This is a genomic window from Oscillibacter sp., assembly GCF_032060045.1.
In the GTDB taxonomy this organism is placed as follows: Bacteria; Bacillota; Clostridia; order Oscillospirales; family Oscillospiraceae; genus Oscillibacter.
In genome coordinates this window covers 17603-39974 of the sequence record NZ_DAMBZJ010000024.1, presented here as the reverse complement: position 1 = coordinate 39974, position 22372 = coordinate 17603, and the positions used below count along the sequence as shown (strand labels likewise).

Sequence of the window (22372 nt, the reverse complement as noted above, 5' to 3'; positions counted from 1 at the left end):
CGCAAAACTTCCGGGTCATCCTTGCGACCCTTCGGCGTGGTAAGGCGCGGAAAGGTCACCGCTTCCGCCATCATTCCAGCTTGATCCCAACCTTTCTCAGCGGCTTTCCTCAGCGCGTCAAGCGAGTCAGCGGCAGTCAAAAACTTCTCTCCATATCCTGCATGTAAAGTTGTATCACTTTCCACGCCTTGCGCGGCGGAACGGAATATTTCCGCCCATGACAATGCCTTGCGCATGGTGCCTTCCAACAGCTCCTTGGCATAGGGCGTTTCATCGAAGGTTCCGGACAGATTCAGCCAGGATGCCCGGTTCTCCTCCAGCCACCGTTCCGGATAGGCGTGGCTTTGAAGCTTTCCGTGAAGCTCCAGAACCAGCTCCGCAAGCGCGCCGTCGTCCCGACCTGCGCCCAGAGTGTCCGCCAGAAGTGCGCCTCCGCAAACATCGTCCAGAGTTTTATAGAACTCCTCCAGCGTACGGTCCAAAACCCGGCGGCGCAGTAGCTCTGCCTCTCCTTCATCCAGGACCCGGAAGTCCGGGGTCAGGCAGTGCCGCTCTCCCTCTTTTGCCAGTAGGTGAGCATTTTCCCGCAGCAGTGCCGTACAAAAGGCGTCCACCGTTTTTACGTCCGCCTGATATACTCGCATAAGCTGGCGGCGGAGGTGGGTGTTGCCGGGGTGTTCACCTAAAAGCTTTCCCAGCTCTGAGGCAATTTTGCCCCGCAGCTCCGCTGCTGCCGCCTTGGTATAGGTGATGATGAGAAAGTCGTCGATGTTGCAGCCGTCCTCCAGGATATAGAGAAATAGCCGCTCCACCAGCACCTTTGTCTTACCAGACCCGGCCGCCGCCGAGACCAGCAGGCTTCCGCCCCGGTTTTCGGCCGCCGCGCGCTGGGCCGGAGTCAGTTGAATTTTAGCCACGTCCGTTCTCCTCTCCGTCCAAGTCCTGCCAGAATTCCGCTGCCGTTACCTTTCGGATATAGCGCAGGCGGTCGCCGCCCCGTCCGTCCTCAAAGTGACAGGCCCCCGCCCAGTCGCAAAACCGGCACACGCTGTCATTCTCATCGTGGCAACAGGGGTCCGCGTCGATTACACCGTCTCTTACCTCGGCGGCTATGTCGTGGAGCAGCCGCTCCACATAACTTCCAAGCCGCCCAAGCTGGGCGGCGGTGGCGATGCCGCCGGAGAGATTCCCCTCCCGGTCCACCCGCAAAGGCAGATACTTCGGTTCCGTCAGTGCATCGTGCTCCATGGCCTGCAAAACCTCCGGCTCGTTCAGCAGCAGGCCGCTGCGGCGCAATGCCTTCGCCCGCTCCTGCGCCAGTCTCTCCGGGGTCACGTTCCGCTCCTGCGCCAAAATCTCGTCCCGGGCCGGGAGATACAGCACCCCGGCGGGAACCACTTCCTGCCTAAAATAGGCGCTGCCCTGATTTTTCAGCGTGAACAGGTACAGCAGCATCTGGATATCCAGTCCCATTCGGACCTCGGCCAAATCGAAGGTCTTCTTCCCGGTCTTATAATCCACCACACGGAGGTAGAGCTTACCGTCCTTTAGCCAGCCGTCGATTCGGTCCACCTTCCCGTTTACCCGCAGCTCCCCGTCCGGCTCCGATACGGTGACGGCGGGCAGTGTCCCCTTGTCTCCGAAGGACAGCTCAAATTCCACCGGCACAAAGTCCGACTGCGCCAACTCCCGCGCCGTCTCCTCCACCACGGCATAGGCTGTGGTCCGCAGCCGGGAGAAGAGATAGCGGAACCGGGCCGTCCGGTCCTGAAGATTCGGCAGTTCCCGCTGAACATACTCGTCCATGAAGCGGTCGGTGAGCTGACGAAGCATTTCCCGGGAAACAGTTGCAAATCCGCCCTGTTTCGCAGTTTCTTCCGTGACGTTTTCCAAAATAAAATGCAGAAATGTGCCGATTTGTGGCGCGTCAAAGGAGGCCGTTTTTCTCTGACGGGCCTTTAGTCCATACTGCATGAAATAGGCGAAATGACACTGGCGCAGCCGCTCCAACCGGGAGGCAGACATGCTGAATTGCTCGCCGTACAGCGCCCGGACAGCGGGCAGACTTAGCCGCCCCCGGCCCATGGCGGCAGCCCGCTCCATGGCTTCTAACCGAGCCGCCCACTCCGGTTTTTCCGCAAACCAGCGCCACACCGGCCCGCCCGGATTGCCTCCGGCAGCTTCCAGCGCAGGGGCAATTGCCGCCATACGGTATTCCTTTTTGCCGCTCTCCCGCTCTATCTGGTTCTCGGGAAACAGCTTTCCCAGACGCTCCACCACGAAGGAGGGCCGAAGCTGCGCCCCATTGACATCGGAAACAGGATAGCTGACGGTCAGCCCGTCCGTGGGCTGAGCAAGGGCCGCATAGAGGTTTTGAAGCTCCACGTTAAACTGCTCCATCCCTGTGGGAGCCAGACGAATCCCCCGAGTGGCAAGCTCTTCTCGGTCCTCATCGTTCAGCACGCCGCCCCGCTGCGCCACGGCGGGCAGGACATGATCATTGGCCCCCAGCAAAAAGAGGTACTTTGCCGTGTGTCGGTCGTTCCGGGTGATTTCGCTGGCAGACACCTGATCCAGCGCGGGAGGAATGGTTCCCACGCTGTACTGAGTCAGCAGTAGCCGGAACAGGCGCGCAAACGTCTCCGCTTCCATGGCCTCGTCTCCCAGAATCTCCACGAACTGGTCCAGCACTCCGCAAAGAATCCCCCAGAGTTGCCCTGTTTCCTCCGCCGTCTGTAATTCCCCCTGATTTCCAAGGGCACGAAGCTGCTCCTCCAGAGTGGATTGGAGGTGCAGCGTCTCCATGAAACTGTAAAGCGCATTCACCTGCTCCCTCGCTGTCTGTGCGGACTTCATCCCGTCCGACAGTAGCTTTAGCGGGCCGCGCACCCGGCGGCGCAGCTTATTCAGCTCCCCAAGTTCGGCATGCCGTCCATCGGTCCACGGGGCACCGTATCCCCCGGGATTTGCGGACCAGTCCGTTTCCCGCAGCCAGAGAGAGCCGTGGATTTCCCAAGTAAGAGCGTAGTTTTCCAGCCGGTCACACTCCTCGGGCGAAAGCCCCGCAAGACCAGTTTTCAGATAGTGAAACATATCCTCGTATTCGCAGCCGCCGGTGACGGCGTCCAAGGCGCCGGTGAGAAGAGACAGCACTGGCTTTTCCAGAATGTCGCTTCGACGGCTGAGATAGACGGGAACGTCGTACCGCTCGAAGACATTTTCAATGACGGACTCATAATCCTTCATGTTTCTTGCCGCCACCGTGATGTCCCGGAAGCGGCATTTTCCCGTTTTCACCAGCCGCAGAATATCGGCGGCGGTCTGTTCCACCTCTGTGAAGGCGGAGTCCGCCTCCCTCAGCCGTACAGAGGGAGCTTCCTCCTCCCAGATCTCATTTCCGTCAAAGAATGACCGCTCCACAAGACCCATGGGAGAATCGTCGCGGGACGCAACGTACTGAACTTCAAAGGGCACTCCCGCCGACGCCGCCAACCGGCGCAGCCGGTCCCGGGTGCGCACGGATACCTCGAAGATCTCGCCCGGGTCGTGTTCGTCCCCCAAAAGGGTCACCGTCACGCTTGCGGCGCGCCGCAAAAGCACAGACAGAATCTCTACTTCCAGTCCGTTAAAATACGAGAATCCATCCAGATACACGTCTGCTCCGTCGGCATATCCAGACTCCTCCAAGTGGTCCCGCAGCTTTGCGATGCGGTCCCTGCCGTCCTTTTCCGGGCGGTGGAGGTGCGCCTCGTAATCTGCGTAAATCAAAGCGAGGTCTCGCAACTTGTCTCCCATAGCGCCGGGAATATCCTCCGCCTGCGCGGCCAGAGTCATGGGCGAGACGGCGTAGCTGGTCAGCTCGTCCAACAGTCCAAGGAGCTGCTCTAGAAATCCCGCCCGTTGGCTGGGACGGCGGTAGACCTTCAGCACGGAGGCAAGCTCGGTCAGGGATCGCTGCAGCAGCAACAGCTTTCCTCCCGCGTCAATGCTCACGTCCGCCGCGCCGCCGGTGACGGCCAATACACGGGTGGCAAGGCGGCGAAAGCTTAGAACCTCCGCGTGACGGCTGACAGTGTCACCGCAGGCGCGGCACAAATCCACCTCCGCCTGATGGGAGGCATGCTCCGGCACCAGCAAAATCTGGCGAGAGGAATCGCCCTTTATTGCAATTTCTTTTAAAATCCTACGCGATTTTCCGCTTCTTGCCCGTCCCATAAGAATTTTCAGCATGGCTTTCTTCCCTTCCCTATATGCGGCCGTATCACCCGGAAAAGCAGCTCCGGTGACTTTTCATTTGCTTAAAAATACCGCATGCTTGTTACACTCTTGCGGTCAAAATTGTTCATCATCGTCATGGCAATAGAATAGCACAGTTCGACACAATTGAACAGCGGATTTGCATTTTTGACCTGACCCTGCTACACTGAAGAAAACTGTCGAAAAGGAGCCGTGCCCATGCATATTCCCAGTTCCACCACCGGAGAAATTGAGGTCCTGTCCTTTGACGCGGCACTGGAGGCCGCGCTGCGCCCTAATCCGGCTTACGACACAGCCCAATGGCTGTACGTTCCCAACGCCTATTCTGAATACCGATACATTCTGGGCACCCGAGGGAAAAAGCCTCTGATCTGTCTGGGTATCAATCCCTCCACCGCCGTTCCGGACAAGCTGGACCCCACTGTCAGCTCCGCCCGGCGCATCGCCCTGAACAACGGGTACGACAGCTTCCTCATGTTTAATGTCTACGCCCAGCGGGCCACCCGGCCCAACGACATGGAGCGCGCCTGCAACGCCTATCTCCACGGAGAAAACCGCAGGGCCTTTGCGTATCTCCTCGCCCTATCTCCCCGGCCCGCTGTCTGGGCCGCGTGGGGCAATCTCATTGAGAAACGACCTTATTTAATGGACTGCCTGTGGGACTTTGCGGAGGAGGGCCGCGCCGCCGGAGCCAAATGGTTTTCCGCAGGCCCTCTCCTAAAATCCGGGCATCCCCACCATCCGCTGTATCTCCGGCAGGACACGGCTCTGTTGGACTTTGAGATTGACACATATCTGGGCGAACGATAAATTTCTTTCACCGCACTGCATGAAAATTCCCGCTTGGATAAAGGCTTCCCTCTTGTGGAATGCCTTGTCCCAGCGGGAATTTTCCGATAAGACGCACTTTTTTTTCATTTCGTTCATATACTGCCTTGACAACGATTGTTTAACCACCGACAGGAGGCTATCATGGACGACAAGACCAGACAAACCATTCAGCAACTCAATCAGGACCCGGCCACCGTTCAGCGCCTGCTTACCTCGCAGGATGGACGCAGGCTGGTGGAGATGATGACCCGGGCAAATGGAGGTACGGCTATACAGCAGGCGGCGATGAACGCCATGCGGGGCGACTCCACCCAAATTACACAGATGATTAACCAGCTAATGCAAAGCCCCGAGGGGGCCGCGCTGGTAGAGCGCATCAATCAGGCAACCAAAAAATAAATGGAAAAGGGGCGGACGGAATGGCGGAATTTGAGGATAAGTTGAACGCGATACTGTCGGACCCCAACAGCATGGCGCAGATTATGCAGCTTGCACAGTCCATTGGCGGGGGGAACGGCTCCGCTCTCCCTTCTCAGCCCGGGCAGGCACAGGGCGGCTATCCCCCATACCCTCCGCCGGGGCAGGCCAGCTATCAGCCTCCCCCACCGGGAAGTTATGCTCCACCGGGGCAGGCCAGCTATCAACCTCCCCCACCGAGAAGTTATGCTCCACCGGGGAATTATCCTCCCCCACCGGGATCGGCTTCAGGGGAAAATCCTCTCAGCTCTTTGTTGGGCAGCATCGACCCGGGCACCATTGCCCGCCTGATGCCCCTAATTAAAGAGCTGGGCAGTCCCCATAACAACAACAGCCGTGCACTGCTGTATGCTCTGCGCCCCTACTTAAAGGCCGAACGACAAACAAAAATCGAACGGGCGCTCCAACTGGCGCGCATTGTCCATATCGGAAAAAAATTTATCACCAACTGGGAGACGTAAGGGAGGATGAGGGATGTATAACCGCTATATCCGCAACGACGACGGCTCCTATTCCCGCATTCCCGAAGAGGAAGCCCGGTCTAGTCCCGGGAGTTCTCCTCCGTCCGGCGGCGGACCCGGCGGACCTTCTCCCTCCGGTGGCGGCTTTGGATCCGGGCCCGGTGGACCTCCTCCCCCGCCTCCTTCCGGTGGAGGCGGGGGCCCGGGGCCGTTTCCACCGCCCAAGGACCCGTTTTTCGGTCCACCGCCCCCACCGCTCCACGGAGAAGGCATCTCCGCCACACTGCGTCGGATGCTGGATAAACTACATTTGGACAACGTGGATTCCAGTGACCTGATTCTCCTCATGATGATGTTTTTTCTATTCAGGGAAGATGCGGATGAGGAACTTTTAATCGCTCTGGGTCTTCTGTTGATCCTTTAAAAAACGGCTTTCCCTCAATGGGAAAGCCGTTTTTTCTTATTCTATTGTGGCCAATAACGTTCCGTCCGGAAGGGTAAAATCTTGATTGACGGGTCCGGTCGCATCCAGTGTGAGAGAGCCCATACGGTAGATTGTCTCGCCGTATTTCAGCCACTCCGCTGCTGTCAAAAGCCCCGAGTCCACACTGATCCAGTACCGCAGGACAAAGCCGTTTTCATCCTCTCCCGTCTCCACATAGATGCAGTTCACCCCGGAAAGAGAACGGTAGTCCGCCTTTTCAATCTGATTCACCGGCAGGGCAAGCACGTCCTCATAGGTAGGAATCCCTTGCTCCTGCTCGGCAGCAATATCCCCGGCGGGACATTGATAAACCTCAGTCTGGTTTCCGTACCAGATATACGTCGTGGTTCCGTTGGTAAGAGAGTGGCGGATTTGCTGCCCCTTGGGCGCGGAGTCCGTTCTAGTCCAGTCACCGCTGACGGAGACAAGCACCTGGGTCGTCCCGCTTCCGCCAATCCAAAACCGCTCCTCGGCAATGCTCCGGCGATATTGGGCCGGGCGCTCCAACGACTCAATCGCGGACTGCACCGTCCCTGGTGTCACCGCAATCAGGGTAACGCCGTCGTCCTCTCCGCCGCCATTGGTCGAGGAATCCCCCGTGGGCACGACGGTATCCGGCAGCACGATGCGGGAGGAGCGGCGTAGGCCGTTGCTCAAAAGAATTGCCACCACCAGCAAAATCAGGATAACAAATCCGGCGACGGTAAATTTTCCAATCTTGCTGTTTCTCATGAGCCCCCCTCTCCACGCATCCGGCTCAGGTGCCGGAATAGTCCTCCGGTGGGTCGCGCCGCAGACCAAAATGCCACTCCACCGCGTCCGCAATGCGCCCGCAGGAACGTCCGTCACCATAAGGATTCACGGCACGCGCCATTTTGTCATAGGCTTCCCGGTCCCGCAACAGGCGGGTGGCCATGGTCACAATGTCGTCCTGTGCCACACCGGCCAGCTTCACCGTCCCAGCCGCCACAGCCTCAGGCCGTTCTGTCTCCCGCCGCAGCACCAGCACAGGCTTGCCGAGGGCGGGGGCCTCTTCCTGAAGTCCTCCCGAGTCGGTCAGCACCAGATCGCACAGGGCCATCAGGTTGTGCATCTCGTCGGCGGGCAGCGGGTCGATCAGGTGTACCCGGGGAGCGCCCCGGAGATATTGATCCACGCTCTCTCTCACCACAGGGCTGAGATGAACGGGATACACCAGTTCCACATCCTTGTTTTCCTCCGCAATCCGGCGCAGGGCAATCATGATGTTTTTCATAGGCTCGCCGTAGTTCTCCCGGCGGTGGCAGGTGACAAGACACACCTTTTTCTCCCCGTAGGGCAGATGGTTCAGCTCCTCCGTGGAAAAGTGAAAGCCGGAACGAACGGTTGTGCGCAGCGCGTCGATCACTGTGTTACCGGTAATAAACAGATCCCCCCGCACGCCCTCCCGGCGCAGGTTATCCCGGTTGCCCGCCGTGGGGCAAAAATGGAGATCCGCCAACCGGGAGGTCATCACGCGGTTCATTTCCTCTGGAAAGGGAGAATACTTGTCATAGGTTCGTAATCCAGCCTCTACATGCCCTACCTTCACCTGATGATAAAACGCAGACAGGGCCCCGGCAAAGGTGGTAGAGGTATCTCCATGAACCAGAATCAAATCCGGTTTCAGCGCATCAATAGCCTCGTCCATTCCCTGCAGGCACTTGCTGGTGATGGTGGAAAGGGTCTGTCGCGGGGTCATGATGTCCAAATCCCAGTCCGGCTTTAGGTCAAAAACCTCCAGCACGGAGTCCAGCATCTGTCGATGCTGCGCGGTGACGCAACAAAGGCTCTCAATGCCCTCCCGAGCGGCAAGCTCTTTGACGAGCGGCGCCATTTTAATAGCCTCCGGCCGGGTGCCGAAGACGCTCATGACGCGAATGTTTTTCATCACTGGTCCTCCTCTCCTTCCCAACCATCCTGCTCTTTTGCTTCTTCAGCAACCGGCACAGGGGAAGTCTTCTCCTTCGCCGTTTCCGAATGCCCGTCGCAGGGGCTGGGAGCACATTCCTCTTCTGATTCCTCTCCAGCAAGGGGTGCGGCCTCATCTAGCGCTTCCCTCTTTTCAGCGTGGTGACCGTGGTCCCTCAGCTCTTCCATCTCTTCATGAAGCTCTTCCCGGACCTCCTTGGGGAAAACAACTCTGGCGGCCACCACAGCTACCACGCACAGCGATACGAAGAATATCATAGCCCGCAGCTCTCCGCTGGTGGTCAGCACCACGGCGCTAAGACCCAGAATCGCCGAAATCACGTACAGCGTGGCAACCGCCTGCTTCTGGTTCAATCCCATGTCGATCAGGCGGTGGTGAATATGGCTTCGGTCCGCCTGCATGGGGCTTTGCCCATGGGCAAGGCGGCGGAGGATGGCAAAAGCCGTGTCGAAAATCGGCAGGCCCAGAATTAGAAATGGAACCGCGAAGGAAATGATGGCCCAAGACTTAAACAGCCCTTCCACAGACATGCAGGCCAGAATATATCCTAAAAACGTGGCCCCGGTGTCTCCCATAAACATCTTAGCGGGATTGAGGTTATAGGGCATAAAGCCCACGCACGCCCCCACCAGCGCCGCCATCACCACAGCCACCTGCATCTCGCTCACAAGCAGGGAAATCACCAGCACAGTGGTGGCGGAAATGGCGGACACACCGATGGCCAGTCCGTCCAGTCCGTCAATCAGGTTTACGGCATTGGTAATCGCCACAATCCACAGCACGGTGACTGGAATGGATAGCACGCCCATATCCCAATAGGGGTCGGGCGAGAAAAGGTTGGGATTACTTAGCACATGGATACGCACGCCGTTCAGTGTGGGAATTAGGGCCGCTCCGATTTGGACCAGAAATTTAAATTTGGCGGGAAGCGGCGTGATATCGTCCACCACACCCAGCACCACGATGATCACCGCTCCCAGCAAAATGCTGCGGAACTGGTTTGTCATCTCCGCAAACAACAAAATGCTGACGATGAAGCCCAGAAAAATGGCCAGGCCCCCCAGCCGGGGGATGGGGATATGGTGCATCCGGCGGTTATCCTTGGGCACGTCGATGGCGCCCACCTTATAGGCAAATGCCTTCACCACCGGAGACGCCAGAAAGCTCACCGCCAGCGCCACCAGCAAAGCCAGAAACACTCCGGCCAGCAGATTTGTATTGATTAGCATTGCGACAACGTTTCCTTTCACCGCGCGCATGTTTAGCCTTTATGGCGGCGCGCGCCGTAATCACCGGTCGATAAAGCCGACCTTTTTGTAAACCTTGCCTAGCGTCCGCCCCGCCACGCGGGACGCCCGATCCGCACCATCGCGGTAGATGGCCTGAAGGGCCGCTTTGTCCGCAAGCAGCCGCTCCGTTTCCTCACGGATGGGGCGCAGCAGCTCCACCACCGCTTCGCCCACGGCGGCCTTGAAGTCCCCGTAGCCATGCCCGGCAAACTCTGCCTCGATGGCTGCAAAGTCCCTGCCGGTGCACACCGAGTAAATCTGCATCAGGTTGGACACGCCCGGCTTTTCCCTCTGGTCATACCGCACGCAGGCTTCGGAATCCGTCATTGCCTTTTTGAACTTGCGCAGAATGTCCTCCGGCTTTTCCAGCATATAAACGCAGCCGTTCTGATCCTTGTCGGACTTGCTCATCTTGCTTTCGGGAGAGGTCAGACTCATAATCCGCGCCCCCACCTTGGGAATGTAAGGCTCGGGAGCCTTGAACACGCTGCCGTAAATCCCGTTGAACCGATTGGCGATGTCCCGGCAGATCTCCACATGCTGCTTCTGGTCGCCGCCCACCGGTACCAAATCCGCCTGATACAGCAAAATGTCCGCCGCCATCAGGGCCGGATAGGTAAACAGGCCCGCGTTAATATTGTCTGTGTTTTTCGCGGACTTGTCCTTAAACTGGGTCATGCGGCTCAGCTCGCCGTACATGGTGTAGCAGTCCAATACCCACGCAAGCTGTGCATGGGCCGGAACATGAGATTGGACGAACAGGGTGTTTTTCTCCGGGTCAAGGCCGCAGGCAATGTAGGCGGCCAGTTGCGTCAGGGTGCGCCGCCGAAGCTCTGCCGGCTCCTGCCGGACCGTGATGGTGTGCATATCTGCCAGCATATAAAAGCAGTCATACTCGTCCGCCAGCGCCGCCCAGTTACGAATGGCCCCCAGATAGGAGCCAAGGGTCAGGTCGCCGGAGGGCTGAATTCCGCTGAGAATCCGCCGTTTAAGCGTCTCTTTTTCCATGATACCACCTCAAAATCCGCCGCTCTCGCGCCCTTTGGCCATAAAGCGGCAATATAGCTTAGTCATTGTAGCACGAAGCATTGGAAAGTGCAATCTGTTTTGGGGATTTTGCCCCGGCGTAAACGGCCCTGCCGACGCGGCATTTGCTTCCTTTACCGCAGGAACCCCCTTGACATTCTGGGCTGCAAAAGCGATAATAAATTGTTAAACAATACATGGAGGTAAATTCATGGCCGTAGATAAAGCATTCTTTGACGAAATGGAAGCCCGCATACCCTCGGGAAAGGTTCGCACCCGTTTCGCCCCCTCCCCCACCGGCTATATGCACGTGGGCAACCTGCGCACTGCGCTGTACACCTGGCTTATCGCCCGCCACGCGGGAGGCACTTTCCTCTTGCGCATTGAGGACACCGATCAGGGCCGCTTTGTAGAAGGCGCCACTGACGTCATCTACAAGACCATGGCCCAGTGCGGCCTTGGGCACGACGAAGGCCCGGACGTGGGCGGCCCGGTGGGCCCCTATATCCAGTCAGAGCGGCGTGAGCTGTACGGAAAGTATGCTGAACTGCTGGTAGAAAAAGGCTTCGCTTATCGCTGCTTCTGCGGGAAAGAAGAGGACGAGGCCCAGGAGGTTGCCGAGGGCGTGAAGGTCAAAAAGCACCAATGCGGCTGTCCCGACCTCCCCTTCAACGAAATTCAGGCCAAGTTAAACGCAGGAACCCCTCACGTCATCCGCCAGAAAATTCCCAGGGAGGGCAGCACCACCTTCCATGATGTGACCTTTGGGGACATTACCGTGGAAAACGACACGCTGGACGATCAGGTGCTCATCAAGTCCGACGGGCTGCCCACTTACAACTTTGCCAACGTGGTGGATGACCATCTCATGGGCATCACCCATGTGGTTCGGGGCAGTGAATACCTCAGCTCCGCACCCAAATACAATTTGCTGTATCAAGCCTTCGGCTGGGAAATTCCCACCTATGTGCACTGTTCCCCCGTCATGCGGGACGCGCACAATAAAATGTCCAAGCGCCATGGGGACCCCTCCTATGAGGATTTGATTGCGCAGGGGTACCTCACCACGGCTGTTTTAAATTATGTGGCTCTGCTTGGCTGGGCGCCTAGGGGCGAGCGGAAGGAGCAGGAGATTTTCTCTCTGGATGAATTGGTGGAAGCTTTCGACATCGCAGGAATCTCCAAATCTCCCGCAATTTTTGACATGGCAAAGCTAGATTACTTCAACGCCACCTATCTCCGCGCCCTTGCGCCGGAGGAGTTTGCGAACATTGCGGAGCCGTATATCCGCCAAAGCGTGAAAAACCCAGCCATCGACCCTGCGGACGTTGCCGCTCTGTTGCAGGCGCGGTGTGAAAAACTGACGGAAATTCCCGAAAAGGTGAACTTTTTTGACGCACTTCCCGACTACGACGTTGACTTTTATGTCAATAAGAAGTCTAAGACGGATCAGGAGATTTCTAAGGCGATGCTCTCCGCTGCCATTCCCGCGCTGGAGGTTCTTCCCTCTTGGGACACGGACGCCATCCACGGCGCGCTGACGGGCCTTGCGGAAACGCTGGGGGTGAAAAACGCCACACTGATGTGGCCCGTGCGCATTGCCGCGGCGGGCAAGCTGGTGACACCCGGTGGCGCAGTGGAAATCTGCCGCATTCTGGGGCGAGAGGAAACACTGAAAAGACTGCGGCACGGCCTCTCCCTGCTGGGCTGAGCGTCAGTGAAATACAAATTCAGAAGGATAGGTAGCCCAACATGAGTAAAATTGTGATTCCCGCCGGTTACAAAATGCCCCTGACCAATAACCAGCTTCAGCGTGCCATTGAATTTATCCACGCCGACTTTCAGAAGAATCTGACAGAGCGGCTGGACCTTCACCGGGTTTCCGCCCCTCTATTCGTGGACGGGGCCACTGGCCTGAACGACGACCTTAACGGCGTGGAGCGCCCTGTGAGCTTTGACATTCCGGACGTTGGGACCGATGGGCAGGTGGTCCATTCCCTCGCCAAGTGGAAGCGTCTGGCGCTGAAGCGGTATGAGTTTAAGGCCGGAACCGGCCTGTATACCAACATGAACGCCATCCGCCGGGACGAGGAGGTGGACAATCTCCATTCCGTGTATGTGGACCAGTGGGACTGGGAAAAGCACATCCGGCGCGAGGACCGGAATCTTCAGTACCTCAAGGATACCGTCCGCACCATCGTGGCCTCTATCTGCGACACGGCAGAGGACCTGCGCAAGACCTATCCTGCCCTCACCTTCCGCCCGGACCGAGATGTGTTTTTCACCACCACGCAGGAGCTGGAGGATTGCTTTCCGGACCTGACCCCCAACGAACGGGAAAAAGCCGTCTGCCAGAAGCACCGCACCGTGTTCCTCATGCAGATCGGCGGAAAGCTTAACTCCGGAAAGCCCCACGACGGCCGCGCCCCGGACTATGACGACTGGACGCTGAACGGCGATATCCTCATGTGGAACCCCGTTTTGGAGCGTAATTTTGAGGTTTCTTCCATGGGCATCCGGGTGGACGAGGCGGCGCTGGATCGGCAGCTTACCCTCTCCGGCCACGACGAGCGGAGAAGCCTCCCCTTCCATAAGATGCTTCTGAACGGTGAACTTCCCCAGTCCATTGGCGGGGGCATCGGTCAGTCCCGGCTGTGCATGTTGCTGCTTGGCTCCTGCCATATCGGCGAGGTTCAGGCCAGTCTCTGGGACAAGGACACGATTGCCGCCTGCGAAGAGGCGAGTATCATCCTTTTGTAAGTCTGTTAAGCTCTTCAATATGTTCCCGGCTCCGCCATAAAAGGTGGAGCCGGGTTTTCTTTTTTGGGGTTTGCCAACTCCTTTGAAAAACCGCTTAACTTTGCGGCCCATTCTTACTCTGCCGAATCATCTGCCGGAATGGGCCATCTTCACCACGCAATCAACCTGACCGTAAAAACATTCGCGCTAGTTTATCGCCTTGCCCGCCGTCTCAACAAGCAATGCGTATCCCAAAACGCGCGAAGGAGCCACTTTCAGTGGCTCCTTCGTAACTATATTGCGCCCAATTTTTAAAAAACCGGGTGTTTGATATTGATCGCAGATTATTTCTTTGCCAGAAAAACGGCCTTCATGCCCTTATAAGTTTCGTAGCAGTCCAACTTCGCCACCACCTCAAAGGGAGCATGCATACTCAGCACGGGAACGCCCGCGTCCAGCGTGGCAATGTTCCGGTTGGCCATATAGGCCGCCACCGTGCCGCCGCCGCCAGCGTCCACCTTGCCCAGCTCCGCAATCTGCCAAAGAACGCCCGCCTCGTCAAACAGAGCGCGGATATAGGCCACCGTCTCCGCGTCTGCGTCGGACGCGCCCGACTTGCCACGGGCACCGGTATATTTACAAAGGCCCACACCGTGGTTCAGCCATGCGGCGTTCCGCTTTTCAAATACATCGGAAAAATTGGGATCGAACGCGGCGGTCACGTCCGCGCTGAGACAGAAGGACTTCTCCAAGCACACCCGCAGAGGCACGCCCTGCGCTTCGCACAAATCCTCCATAAAGGTGTCAAATGCGGCAGACTGCAGGCTAGTCACGCCATCGGAGCCAATCTCCTCCTTGTCCGCCAGGATGCACACCGCCGTCTTCTCCGGCGTTTCCTCCAAGTCCGCCAGTGCCCGGAACGAGGCATAGGCACATACCCGGTCGTCGTGACCGTAAGCGCCGATCATGCTGCGATCCAGTCCGATGTCGCAGGACATGAAGGCGGGGACGGCTTCCAGCTCGGCGGAGGTCAAATCTTCCTCCACGATGCCATATTTTTCATTGAGAATCTGCATCACCGCCAGCTTCACCCGATCGCTTCCCTCGCTGTCCGGCAAGGGGCGGCTGCCCAGCAGCAGGTTTAGCGTTTCACCGGGAACCGCCTCGCCCAGCGGCTTTTTGTTCTGTTCCGTCCCCAGATGGGGCAGAAGGTCTGTGATGACCAGCTTGGGGTCCCCCGGGTCCGCACCAATACGCACAGAGACCGTGTCCCCGTTTTTCATCGCCACCACGCCCCGAAGTTCCAGAGGAACGGTGGTCCACTGATACTTGCGGATACCACCGTAATAATGGGTTTTGAAATAAGCCAACTCGCCGTCCTCATAAAGCGGATTGGGCTTTAAATCCAGCCGGGGCGAGTCAATGTGAGCGGCGGCAATCTGCGCGCCAACGCTCAGAGGCTGCTTTCCGATGCAGGCCAGATACACACTCTTGCTCCGGTTGGAAAAGTACAGCTTGTCCCCCGTTTTCAGCTTCATGCCCCGAGTGAAGGGACGAAAGCCCGCCGCCTCCGCCAGACGCACCAGCTCTCCGGCGCATTCCCGCTCGGTCTTCCCCGCGTCTAAGAATGTCCGATAGTCCGCGCAGTAGGCCTCCATGGCTTTCTCATTTTTGGAGTCAAACCGGTCGTAGCCATGCTTTTTACTGGCGAGAAGCTTTTCGCGCAGGTCCTTCGCTTTTTTATTTTCTGCCATTTGCCTTATCCTCCTTAATCTGCTCAATCAGACGTATAAAAAATTCCTTTGCCGCCTCCCGAAACGCCTTGGGCATCTCAGCGGTATTGCTTAACTCCCGGTCACACTTCTCCCGAAAATAATCGTCCTGCTGCTGGGCGGAGACACGAAGCCTTGCGTACTTTTCGTCGATCCCGTCCCGCTCCATAATCCGCCGGACCCGCATTTCAATGGGCGAAGTCACCGCCACGGTGCAGTCGCACAGCCTGTCAATGCCGGACTCAAAGAGGTTGATGGCATCCAGTGCGCAGAGCTTGCCCTGAAAAGCGGCAATCCGCCGCTCCAGCTCGGGTCGCAAGAAGCGAAACACGATGTCGTTGAGCTGGTCCAGCCGGTCGTTATCTCCGAAAACCAGCTCACCCAACGCCTTACGGTTCAGCGCTCCGTTCGGGTTAAAGACCTGCGAGCCAAAGGCGCCTGCAATCGCGTCCCGCAGGCCCGGGTCGGTGTTCAGAAGCTCGTAATACACCGCGTCGCAGTCCAGCGCCAGTCCACCCAAGTCCTCCACAGCCTTCAGAGCGCTGGTTTTTCCCGCGCCCGTGCCTCCGGTAAGGCCAAGAATAATGCGCTCCTCCTCCTCGTCCACCACGTGAAAGCCCGCTGCTTTTTTCAGCCGGTTACCAATGGCCAGCCCCAGCCCCCGGTTGTCGGGGCACTGCGCCAAGATTTCCGTCACGTTGCCTGTATCGAAGGCGCGTAGCGCGTCAAACACGCGCTGGGCCTGAATCTCCTTGTCGTCCACGGGACCAAGCAGATGTGTTTCATAGCCCTGAAACAGAGATTCAAACTCGTCAAAACAGATGACGCCCACGCCGGGCTTTAAACGCTGGACCACCGCCTGCGCCGTCCGCCGGGGATTGCCGGTGAACACGGTGACGGCCGCCTTGGGCGCGTAATGGCGATATTTCATACCGGGAGCTCTGGGCGCTTCGCCCTCTTTCAGGGGCGCGGAGACAGCTTTGTCCACCTCGATCTCCCCCAGCACCCGCTGAAGGTCTTCCAACGGAAGTCCGCCGGGGCGCAGCATCCGGGGTGGCGAAACGGTCAAATCCACGATGGTGGATTCCACCCCCACCGTGCAGGGGCCACCGTCCACAATTCCCTCAATTCTGCCGTCCATATCCGCCGCCACGTCTGCGGCGGAGGTGCAACTTGGGCGGCCGGAGAGATTGGCAGAGGGAGCGGCGATGGGTACTCCCGCATAGCGGATGATGGCTTGCGTCACCGTGTGGGCCGGACAGCGGACGCCCACCGTATCCAACCCTGCCGTTACCGCGGCGGGGATAGCCGGATTCCGTTTTAAAATCATGGTGAGCGGCCCTGGCCAAAAATTCCGAGCCAGCGTGTATGCCAGCGGCGGCACATCCACACAAAACCTCGGCAACCACTGGGCAGAGGGAACGTGGATGATCAGAGGATTGTCCTGCGGCCGTCCCTTCGCCTCAAAAATCCTGTGCACGGCCGCCTCGTCTAATGCATTGGCTCCCAGGCCGTACACCGTCTCCGTAGGCACGGCCAGCAGCCCTCCGGAGCGAATAATATCGGCGGCTGTCTGAATTTTTTCCTCCACAATCCGTTGCTGGCCCTTGATGTTGGTTAAATCAATAAATTTTGTCTCCATGCAGTTACCTTCTGTTTTACGCGGGCTCCGCCCGTTTTTATTTTTCCTGCTTTCGCAGCTTCTCCGCCGTGTCGGCAGCGATCAGCGCGTCAATCAGCTCGTCCAGCTCGCCGTTCATCAGACTGTCCAGCTTGTACAGCGTCAGACCAATCCGGTGGTCCGTCACCCGGCTCTGGGGAAAATTATAGGTGCGGATGCGCTCGCTTCGATCCCCACTGCCCACCTGACTTCGGCGGCGGGCGGCCTGATCTGCGTCTCGCCGGGCAAGCTCCGCCTCATACAGCCGGGAACGCAGCACCTTCATGGCCTTCTCCCGGTTTTTGTACTGGCTCCGCTCGTCCTGGCATTCCACCACCGTCCCGGTGGGCAGGTGTGTGATGCGGATGGCGGACTCCGTTTTGTTGATGTGCTGCCCTCCTGCGCCTGATGCGCGGAAGGTGTCAATCTGTAAATCACCGGGGTCAATGGCGAATTCCACTTCCTTAGCCTCTGGCAAAACAGCAACGGTGGCTGCGCTGGTATGGATGCGTCCGGAAGACTCCGTTTCCGGCACCCGCTGCACGCGATGAACCCCGCTTTCAAACTTGAACCGGGACCAGGCGCCATCACCTTCCACAAGAAAGCTTATCTCCTTTACACCGCCAAGCTCCGTTCTGTTTTCATTGACAACATCCACGGAAAAACCCCGTTTTTCGGCGTACATAAGATACATTCGGAAAAGGGCCGCCGCAAACAGCGCACTCTCCTCTCCGCCAACACCGCCCCGGATTTCCACCACCACGTTGCGCCCGTCGTCTGGGTCCCGGGGCAGCAGTAGGGGCTTCAGTGAGGCTTCCATTCGCTCTGCCTCTGCCCGTGCTTCCGGCAGCTCCTCCTGCGCCATGGCCCGCAGCTCCGGGTCACTCAAAAGTGCTTCCGTCTCCCGCAGGCGGCGGTCGGCTCGCTCCCAAGCGGAGAACGCCTCCACCACCGGAGAAAGCTCTTTCAGTTCCTGATTTATCACCCGCAGCCGGTCCGCGTCGCCGTAAACTGACGGATCGCCAAGCTGAGCTTGCAGCGCGTCGTATCGGACCGCAATCTCTTTCAGTTTTTCAAACAAGCATTGTGCCTCCCCTCTTTAGTTTCGGAAAGGCCGCTAATTCTGACACTCCCGTCCCTCCAGAAATGCCCGAGTCCGGCGGAGAAATTCCTCTTGCCAGAAGTGATAGCCCACGGACCCGGCCCGCAAAGACACGGCGGTTTGGTGGGGCTGGGAAAGATATTTGTCCATCTGACTGTAAATCTCCTCATATTTGGCATTGCCGCCCCGAAGCAGCACATAGGATACGTCGGTCAACAGATGTCCCTGCTCTTGCAAAAAACTGCGCACCGCACTGCTGCACCGCCCGGCCCAAACCGGCGTGCCCAAAATCACCAATTTATAATTTGTCAGCGGCTTTTCCGTCTCTATGGGCTCAAGCGTCTCCACCGTGCGGCGCATAGCGTCCATTCCGCTGCGCAAAAAACCCCTTACGCCCGACCGGTTCACCCCGTCCTTCAGCTCCACCAGTTCCGCGTCCAGCGCAGCGGCCAGCTCCTGCATTGCCGTCTTGGTGTTCCCCGTGCGGGAGTAATACATACATAAAATATCGCTCATAAGACCTCCCTGATCATATTGCGGGCGCGTTTGCACCCAGCCTCAGCGGTCAATGCTCAGCCCGCCCCGTTCAACCTGTTCCACACAGCTTTTGTCAGTGCGAAATACTCGCGGGTATAATAGTTTGCCGTCAGCCACCAATAGGGCAGCCGCGCTGGGACGCCGGTCACGGTCATGGGCGTTTCAAAATCCGCCAGATAGTGGACTCGCGCCATATGAAAATCATTGGTCACAACAGCCACGCTTTGATTGTAGGTGTCAATCCCCAATTCGCTGAGAATCCTGTCGGAATACGCCAGATTTTCCGCCGTGTTGGTAGAGTGCTCCTCCAAATACAACCGTTCGCCGCTAATCCCAACCGCTGTCAGATAGTCATACATAGCCTGCGCTTCGGTGATCTCCTCTCCCGGGCCCTGTCCGCCAGAGAGAATCACCGGGGCATCGGGTGGCACCTGACCCAAATAGGTCTTGGCGGCGTTCAGCCGGGAGACCAGCACCAAAGAAGGCGTTTTTCCGTTGACCCCCGCCCCCAGCACAATCACCGCGGCGGGCGGGTCCCCGTGAGGCGGGATTCGCCCCACCTTCACCAGAAATACCTCTACCGCCGCAAAGGACAGGATTCCCATTGCCGCACAGATTAAAAACAGCAATTTGCAGACCTTTCCGGCCCTGCTTTTCGCACTCCAAACGCACAGCGCTGTCCACAAAATCAGAATCGCGGAGATTCCTCCGCATAGCTGCGCGGAGAACCTCATCCCTGGCACAAACCAGATTCCCATTCCCGCCAGCAGCGCAAAGCCTGCCGCGGCCAGAAAAATCCGAGTTGATTTTTTCATTCCGCCGCCTCTGAAAGTGCCTCCCACTTTTCATACAGTTCATCCAGCGCCGCCTGCACCGCGTCTTTTTCTGCAAGCAGGGCGTTTAGTTTTTCATAGTCGCAAGCTGCGGCCATCATGTCTGAATCCAGCTTTTCAAGGAGGGCTTCCGTCTCGCCAATGTGGCGTTCGCAAATGACTAGCTGCTTACGTGCAGCCGTCTGTTCTCGTCCTGACCGGGGCGGTTTTTTCGTAACGGACTTATCCTTTACAGCTTTTGTGTTCTCATGATTTCTCTGTATTTCCCGTTCCTTTTCCTCCCGGTAGCGAGCAAAGCCCATCGGCCAGTCGGTAATAGTCCCGTCGGCGATCTCCCAGATGCGGGTAGCGAAGCGGTTGATGAAATACCGGTCGTGGGAGACGAACAGAAGCGTTCCGTCAAAGCTTTCCACCGCGTCTTCTATCCACTCCCGGGAGTCGATATCCAGATGGTTGGTGGGTTCGTCCAGAATCAGAAAGTTGATCTCCCCGTCCATCAGCATACACAGTCGCAGACGGCTCTTTTCTCCTCCGGAGAGGACGGAGACGGACTTAAACACGTCCTCTCCTCGGAAATCATAGGATGCCAGCCGATTTCTCGCGCTGGTTTCCGTCATGCCCCGTCTGGTGGCCTGAAGGTTCTCCACCAAGTTCCAGTCTGGATGGTCAAAATGGATAATCTGGGGCAAGCAGGCCGCCTTGACGGCAGGTCCCAGCTTAATGCGCCCTTCGTCGGGGTACTCCTCATCCATCACCATCTTGATAAGGGTGGATTTTCCTGCTCCGTTATCGCCGATGAGGGCAATGCGCTCGCCCCCCTCCACCTTCAGCGTTTTTCCATGGAAAACGCCCGCTTATACATCGCGTCATTCCCCAAGAAAGCCCACAGCCGCAGGCGGTCTGCCGCCTCGGTAAGCTGGGTGATTTTGGCCTGCTCTTTTTCGTATTGCTTCAGCTTTTCCTGATAACGTCTCTCTTTTTCCACGGCGTAAAAGCTATAATTTCCGCTGTAAAACTCCGCCTTGCCGCCGTTGATCTCGATAATTCGCGTCACGGCCCGGTCTAGAAAATACCGGTCATGGGAAATTGCCACCACGGTGCCTTTAAAGTGGGAGATATAGTCCTCCAGCCACTCCGTTGCATGAAGGTCCAGATGGTTGGTGGGCTCGTCCAACAGTAAAACGTCCGTATCCTCCAGAATCAAGCGGCCCAGATTCACCCGGGTCTTCTCTCCGCCGGAGAGGCGATCAAAAGGCTCCGTGCGCATAGACTGTGGGATGGAGAGGCCGTTTGCAACCTTGTTGACGGCCACCTCCGTGTCATATCCGCCGAACAGCTCAAACTTTTCCGTCAGCGCCCCATACCGCCGCAACAGCGCAGGGTCGCTCTCCCCCGCCTCCATACGACCCGCAAGGTCTTCCATCTCTCCCGCCAAAGCGGAAAGACGGTCAAAGGCCGTGCGGAGCACATCCTCCACCGTATATCCCTCCGGATAGACGGGGATTTGAGAAATCAGCCCCAGTCTGCGCCCCTTTGCAAGAGACACGCTGCCCGCGTCATAGTCCAGCTCGCCGGTAAGAATCCGGAACAGCGTGGTTTTTCCCGCGCCGTTGGGACCCAAAAGTCCCACCCGTTCCCCCTCGTCAATCTGAAAGGTCAGTCCGTCCAATATTTTCTTTTCCAAATCAAAGGACTTGGCCAGCCCTTCTACCTGTATTTCTATCATTTGTGTTCCTTAATCCTGATAATTCTGTGCTTTCAAAAACTCCACAATGGTCTCAAAATGCATGGAAAAGTGAGAGGCCTTTACCAACGCGCTGGTATCCGGTTCAAACTGGTTTAGCAGATCCTCTTTCGCTGCATCCTTGTCCGGAAAGTGGAGTGCGCAGCCGCCAGAGGCCAGCGTACCTTCTGCAATTTTCTCCGCTTTTTCTCCGATGGCAATGACCATGTCGATGCCCAGCATAGCCGCAAGCGCACCGATATTATAGTGGGCGGCCGCGCCGTGGTCTCCCAACTCACCCATATCCCCTAAAATGGCCAGTTTGTGAGATCCGGTGCTCTTTGCCAGCACCTCCAATCCCGCCGCAACCGACTGGGGATTCGCATTGTAGCAGTCGTTCAGGATGATGCGTCCACCGGGAAGACGCACCACCTCCATCCGATTTCCCACGCCCTGAAACGCCGCCACGCCCGAGACAATCTGTTCATGGCTTAATCCCAGCAACTCTGCGATGGCCACGGCCATGGAAGCGCAGTACACCAAATGCTGCCCCGGCGCGTTAATTGTTAAATCGTATACGTCTTTTTGTGTGGTGACACGGCAGCAGGTTCCGTCCAAGCCCCGGTCGGCCACATCGCTGACGCGCACACAGCACCCCTCCGACTGTCCGCACCGCAGAGTGGTGAAGGGCAGCTCCAGAGTGTTCAACAGGGCGTCATCTCCATTGAGAATTGCCACACCTTCGGGCTTTAAAAAGTCAAAAACCTCACTTTTCGCCTTTAAAATTCCCTCTCGGCTGCCCAAAAATTCGATGTGAGCGTCGCCAACGTTGGAAATCACGGCGATATCCGGACGCACCAACTCGGAGAGATAGTGAATCTCTCCGAAGTGGTTCATGCCCGTTTCGATTACTGCCGCTTGATGCTCCGGCGTCAGGCCGAACAGCGTCAAGGGCGTTCCGATATCGTTGTTGAAATTCTCCGGAGTTTTCAGAACTTTCAGTCCCGCCGAGAGGACCGTTGCGATCATCTCCTTGGTGGTGGTCTTCCCCACAGAGCCTGTAATCTGGACAAAAGGGATATCAAACCGGTCCCGGTAGGCGGAAGCCAGCGCCTTCAGCGCCAAACGGGTGTCGTCCACCTTGATGTAGAATTTATCGGGTCGGAGGTCGGCAGGCAGGCGGGCGCACAAAGTGCCGGCAGCACCCGCTTCCAGCGCGCTGTCAATAAA

The 22372-nt window shown here is 57.7% G+C and carries 20 protein-coding genes; 6 read left to right on the top strand and 14 right to left on the bottom strand.

What is annotated here, in order from left to right:
- Together RT018_RS10765 and RT018_RS10760 are read right to left on the bottom strand one after the other, a co-directional pair.
- Window positions 1-917, bottom strand: a 917-nt coding sequence (locus RT018_RS10765; RefSeq protein WP_312941803.1) for a UvrD-helicase domain-containing protein, incomplete at its 3' end; no start/stop codon positions are given.
- Window positions 910-4230: a PD-(D/E)XK nuclease family protein gene (locus RT018_RS10760; RefSeq protein ID WP_312941782.1), complete on the bottom strand. Its 3321-nt coding sequence runs from the start codon at window positions 4228-4230 to the stop codon at window positions 910-912. The genes RT018_RS10760 and RT018_RS10765, both read right to left, overlap by 8 nt.
- A gap of 225 nt (window positions 4231-4455) precedes the next feature.
- Here RT018_RS10760 and RT018_RS10755 point away from each other — a divergent pair, with 225 nt between their 5' ends.
- The 4 genes from RT018_RS10755 to RT018_RS10740 all read left to right on the top strand — a co-directional run bounded on the left by RT018_RS10755 (window position 4456) and on the right by RT018_RS10740 (window position 6450).
- Window positions 4456-5067: a DUF1643 domain-containing protein gene (locus tag RT018_RS10755; protein WP_312941781.1), complete on the top strand. Its 612-nt coding sequence runs from the start codon at window positions 4456-4458 to the stop codon at window positions 5065-5067.
- A gap of 162 nt (window positions 5068-5229) precedes the next feature.
- The gene (locus RT018_RS10750) at window positions 5230-5487 is read left to right on the top strand and encodes a hypothetical protein (RefSeq protein ID WP_312941779.1); all 258 of its coding nucleotides are present in this window, start codon (window positions 5230-5232) and stop codon (window positions 5485-5487) included.
- 20 nt (window positions 5488-5507) lie between these two features.
- The gene (locus RT018_RS10745; RefSeq protein WP_312941777.1) at window positions 5508-6026 is read left to right on the top strand and encodes a hypothetical protein; all 519 of its coding nucleotides are present in this window, start codon (window positions 5508-5510) and stop codon (window positions 6024-6026) included.
- 13 nt (window positions 6027-6039) lie between these two features.
- Window positions 6040-6450 carry a hypothetical protein gene (locus RT018_RS10740; RefSeq protein ID WP_312941774.1) on the top strand — a complete coding sequence of 137 codons (411 nt, stop codon included), beginning with the start codon at window positions 6040-6042 and terminating at the stop codon, window positions 6448-6450.
- Window positions 6451-6486: 36 nt separating this feature from the next.
- Here the strand turns inward: RT018_RS10740 and RT018_RS10735 are convergent, their stop codons facing one another.
- From RT018_RS10735 to trpS, 4 genes are read right to left on the bottom strand one after another with little or no spacing between them, the layout of a single operon-like run.
- Window positions 6487-7242, bottom strand: a complete 756-nt coding sequence (locus tag RT018_RS10735; RefSeq protein ID WP_312941771.1) for a hypothetical protein — start codon at window positions 7240-7242, stop codon at window positions 6487-6489.
- A 25-nt stretch (window positions 7243-7267) separates the two neighbouring features.
- A complete protein-coding gene (gene wecB, locus RT018_RS10730; protein ID WP_312941769.1) occupies window positions 7268-8419 on the bottom strand; it encodes a non-hydrolyzing UDP-N-acetylglucosamine 2-epimerase in 1152 nt (383 codons plus the stop codon).
- On the bottom strand, window positions 8419-9690 hold the full coding sequence (locus tag RT018_RS10725; protein ID WP_312941766.1) for an MraY family glycosyltransferase: 1272 nt from the start codon (window positions 9688-9690) through the stop codon (window positions 8419-8421). Before RT018_RS10725 ends, wecB begins: the two co-directional genes overlap by 1 nt.
- A 60-nt stretch (window positions 9691-9750) precedes the next feature.
- Entirely contained in the window at window positions 9751-10758 is a 1008-nt protein-coding gene (gene trpS, locus RT018_RS10720; protein WP_312941764.1) for a tryptophan--tRNA ligase, read from the bottom strand.
- A 229-nt stretch (window positions 10759-10987) separates the two neighbouring features.
- Between trpS and gltX the strand changes: the two genes are divergently transcribed.
- On the top strand, window positions 10988-12487 hold the full coding sequence (gene gltX / locus RT018_RS10715) for a glutamate--tRNA ligase (RefSeq protein ID WP_312941761.1): 1500 nt from the start codon (window positions 10988-10990) through the stop codon (window positions 12485-12487).
- Window positions 12488-12528: 41 nt separating this feature from the next.
- Window positions 12529-13536: an aspartate--ammonia ligase gene (asnA, locus tag RT018_RS10710; protein WP_312941759.1), complete on the top strand. Its 1008-nt coding sequence runs from the start codon at window positions 12529-12531 to the stop codon at window positions 13534-13536.
- 323 nt (window positions 13537-13859) lie between these two features.
- Here the strand turns inward: asnA and RT018_RS10705 are convergent, their stop codons facing one another.
- The 8 genes from RT018_RS10705 to murF form a co-directional block, all read right to left on the bottom strand.
- The gene (locus tag RT018_RS10705; RefSeq protein ID WP_312941756.1) at window positions 13860-15269 is read right to left on the bottom strand and encodes an aminopeptidase; all 1410 of its coding nucleotides are present in this window, start codon (window positions 15267-15269) and stop codon (window positions 13860-13862) included.
- Window positions 15256-16929, bottom strand: a complete 1674-nt coding sequence (locus RT018_RS10700) for an L-threonylcarbamoyladenylate synthase (protein WP_312941754.1) — start codon at window positions 16927-16929, stop codon at window positions 15256-15258. Before RT018_RS10700 ends, RT018_RS10705 begins: the two co-directional genes overlap by 14 nt.
- A 37-nt stretch (window positions 16930-16966) precedes the next feature.
- Complete coding sequence (gene prfA / locus RT018_RS10695) at window positions 16967-18028, bottom strand: peptide chain release factor 1 (protein ID WP_312941752.1); 1062 nt, start codon at window positions 18026-18028, stop codon at window positions 16967-16969.
- Window positions 18029-18064: 36 nt separating this feature from the next.
- A complete protein-coding gene (locus RT018_RS10690) occupies window positions 18065-18565 on the bottom strand; it encodes a hypothetical protein (RefSeq protein WP_312941750.1) in 501 nt (166 codons plus the stop codon).
- A gap of 56 nt (window positions 18566-18621) precedes the next feature.
- On the bottom strand, window positions 18622-19401 hold the full coding sequence (locus tag RT018_RS10685) for a YdcF family protein (protein WP_312941748.1): 780 nt from the start codon (window positions 19399-19401) through the stop codon (window positions 18622-18624).
- Window positions 19398-20243 carry an ATP-binding cassette domain-containing protein gene (locus tag RT018_RS10680; RefSeq protein WP_312941746.1) on the bottom strand — a complete coding sequence of 282 codons (846 nt, stop codon included), beginning with the start codon at window positions 20241-20243 and terminating at the stop codon, window positions 19398-19400. Before RT018_RS10680 ends, RT018_RS10685 begins: the two co-directional genes overlap by 4 nt.
- 2 nt (window positions 20244-20245) lie before the next feature.
- Window positions 20246-21145, bottom strand: a complete 900-nt coding sequence (locus RT018_RS10675; RefSeq protein WP_312941744.1) for an ATP-binding cassette domain-containing protein — start codon at window positions 21143-21145, stop codon at window positions 20246-20248.
- Window positions 21146-21154: 9 nt separating this feature from the next.
- The coding region (gene murF / locus RT018_RS10670) for a UDP-N-acetylmuramoyl-tripeptide--D-alanyl-D-alanine ligase (protein WP_312941742.1) at window positions 21155-22372 on the bottom strand (1218 nt) is incomplete at its 5' end.

Excerpts from the sequence above, each read along its gene's own strand:
- RT018_RS10760 (WP_312941782.1), bottom strand. The coding sequence starts at position 4,230 with ATGCTGAAAATTCTTATGGGACGGGCAAGAAGCGGAAAATCGCGTAGG.
- RT018_RS10755 (WP_312941781.1), top strand. The coding sequence starts at position 4,456 with ATGCATATTCCCAGTTCCACCACCGGAGAAATTGAGGTCCTGTCCTTT.
- RT018_RS10750 (WP_312941779.1), top strand. The coding sequence starts at position 5,230 with ATGGACGACAAGACCAGACAAACCATTCAGCAACTCAATCAGGACCCG.
- RT018_RS10745 (WP_312941777.1), top strand. The coding sequence starts at position 5,508 with ATGGCGGAATTTGAGGATAAGTTGAACGCGATACTGTCGGACCCCAAC.
- RT018_RS10740 (WP_312941774.1), top strand. The coding sequence starts at position 6,040 with ATGTATAACCGCTATATCCGCAACGACGACGGCTCCTATTCCCGCATT.
- RT018_RS10735 (WP_312941771.1), bottom strand. The coding sequence starts at position 7,242 with ATGAGAAACAGCAAGATTGGAAAATTTACCGTCGCCGGATTTGTTATC.
- wecB (WP_312941769.1), bottom strand. The coding sequence starts at position 8,419 with ATGAAAAACATTCGCGTCATGAGCGTCTTCGGCACCCGGCCGGAGGCT.
- RT018_RS10725 (WP_312941766.1), bottom strand. The coding sequence starts at position 9,690 with ATGCTAATCAATACAAATCTGCTGGCCGGAGTGTTTCTGGCTTTGCTG.
- trpS (WP_312941764.1), bottom strand. The coding sequence starts at position 10,758 with ATGGAAAAAGAGACGCTTAAACGGCGGATTCTCAGCGGAATTCAGCCC.
- gltX (WP_312941761.1), top strand. The coding sequence starts at position 10,988 with ATGGCCGTAGATAAAGCATTCTTTGACGAAATGGAAGCCCGCATACCC.
- asnA (WP_312941759.1), top strand. The coding sequence starts at position 12,529 with ATGAGTAAAATTGTGATTCCCGCCGGTTACAAAATGCCCCTGACCAAT.
- RT018_RS10705 (WP_312941756.1), bottom strand. The coding sequence starts at position 15,269 with ATGGCAGAAAATAAAAAAGCGAAGGACCTGCGCGAAAAGCTTCTCGCC.
- RT018_RS10700 (WP_312941754.1), bottom strand. The coding sequence starts at position 16,929 with ATGGAGACAAAATTTATTGATTTAACCAACATCAAGGGCCAGCAACGG.
- RT018_RS10690 (WP_312941750.1), bottom strand. The coding sequence starts at position 18,565 with ATGAGCGATATTTTATGTATGTATTACTCCCGCACGGGGAACACCAAG.
- RT018_RS10685 (WP_312941748.1), bottom strand. The coding sequence starts at position 19,401 with ATGAAAAAATCAACTCGGATTTTTCTGGCCGCGGCAGGCTTTGCGCTG.
- RT018_RS10675 (WP_312941744.1), bottom strand. The coding sequence starts at position 21,145 with ATGATAGAAATACAGGTAGAAGGGCTGGCCAAGTCCTTTGATTTGGAA.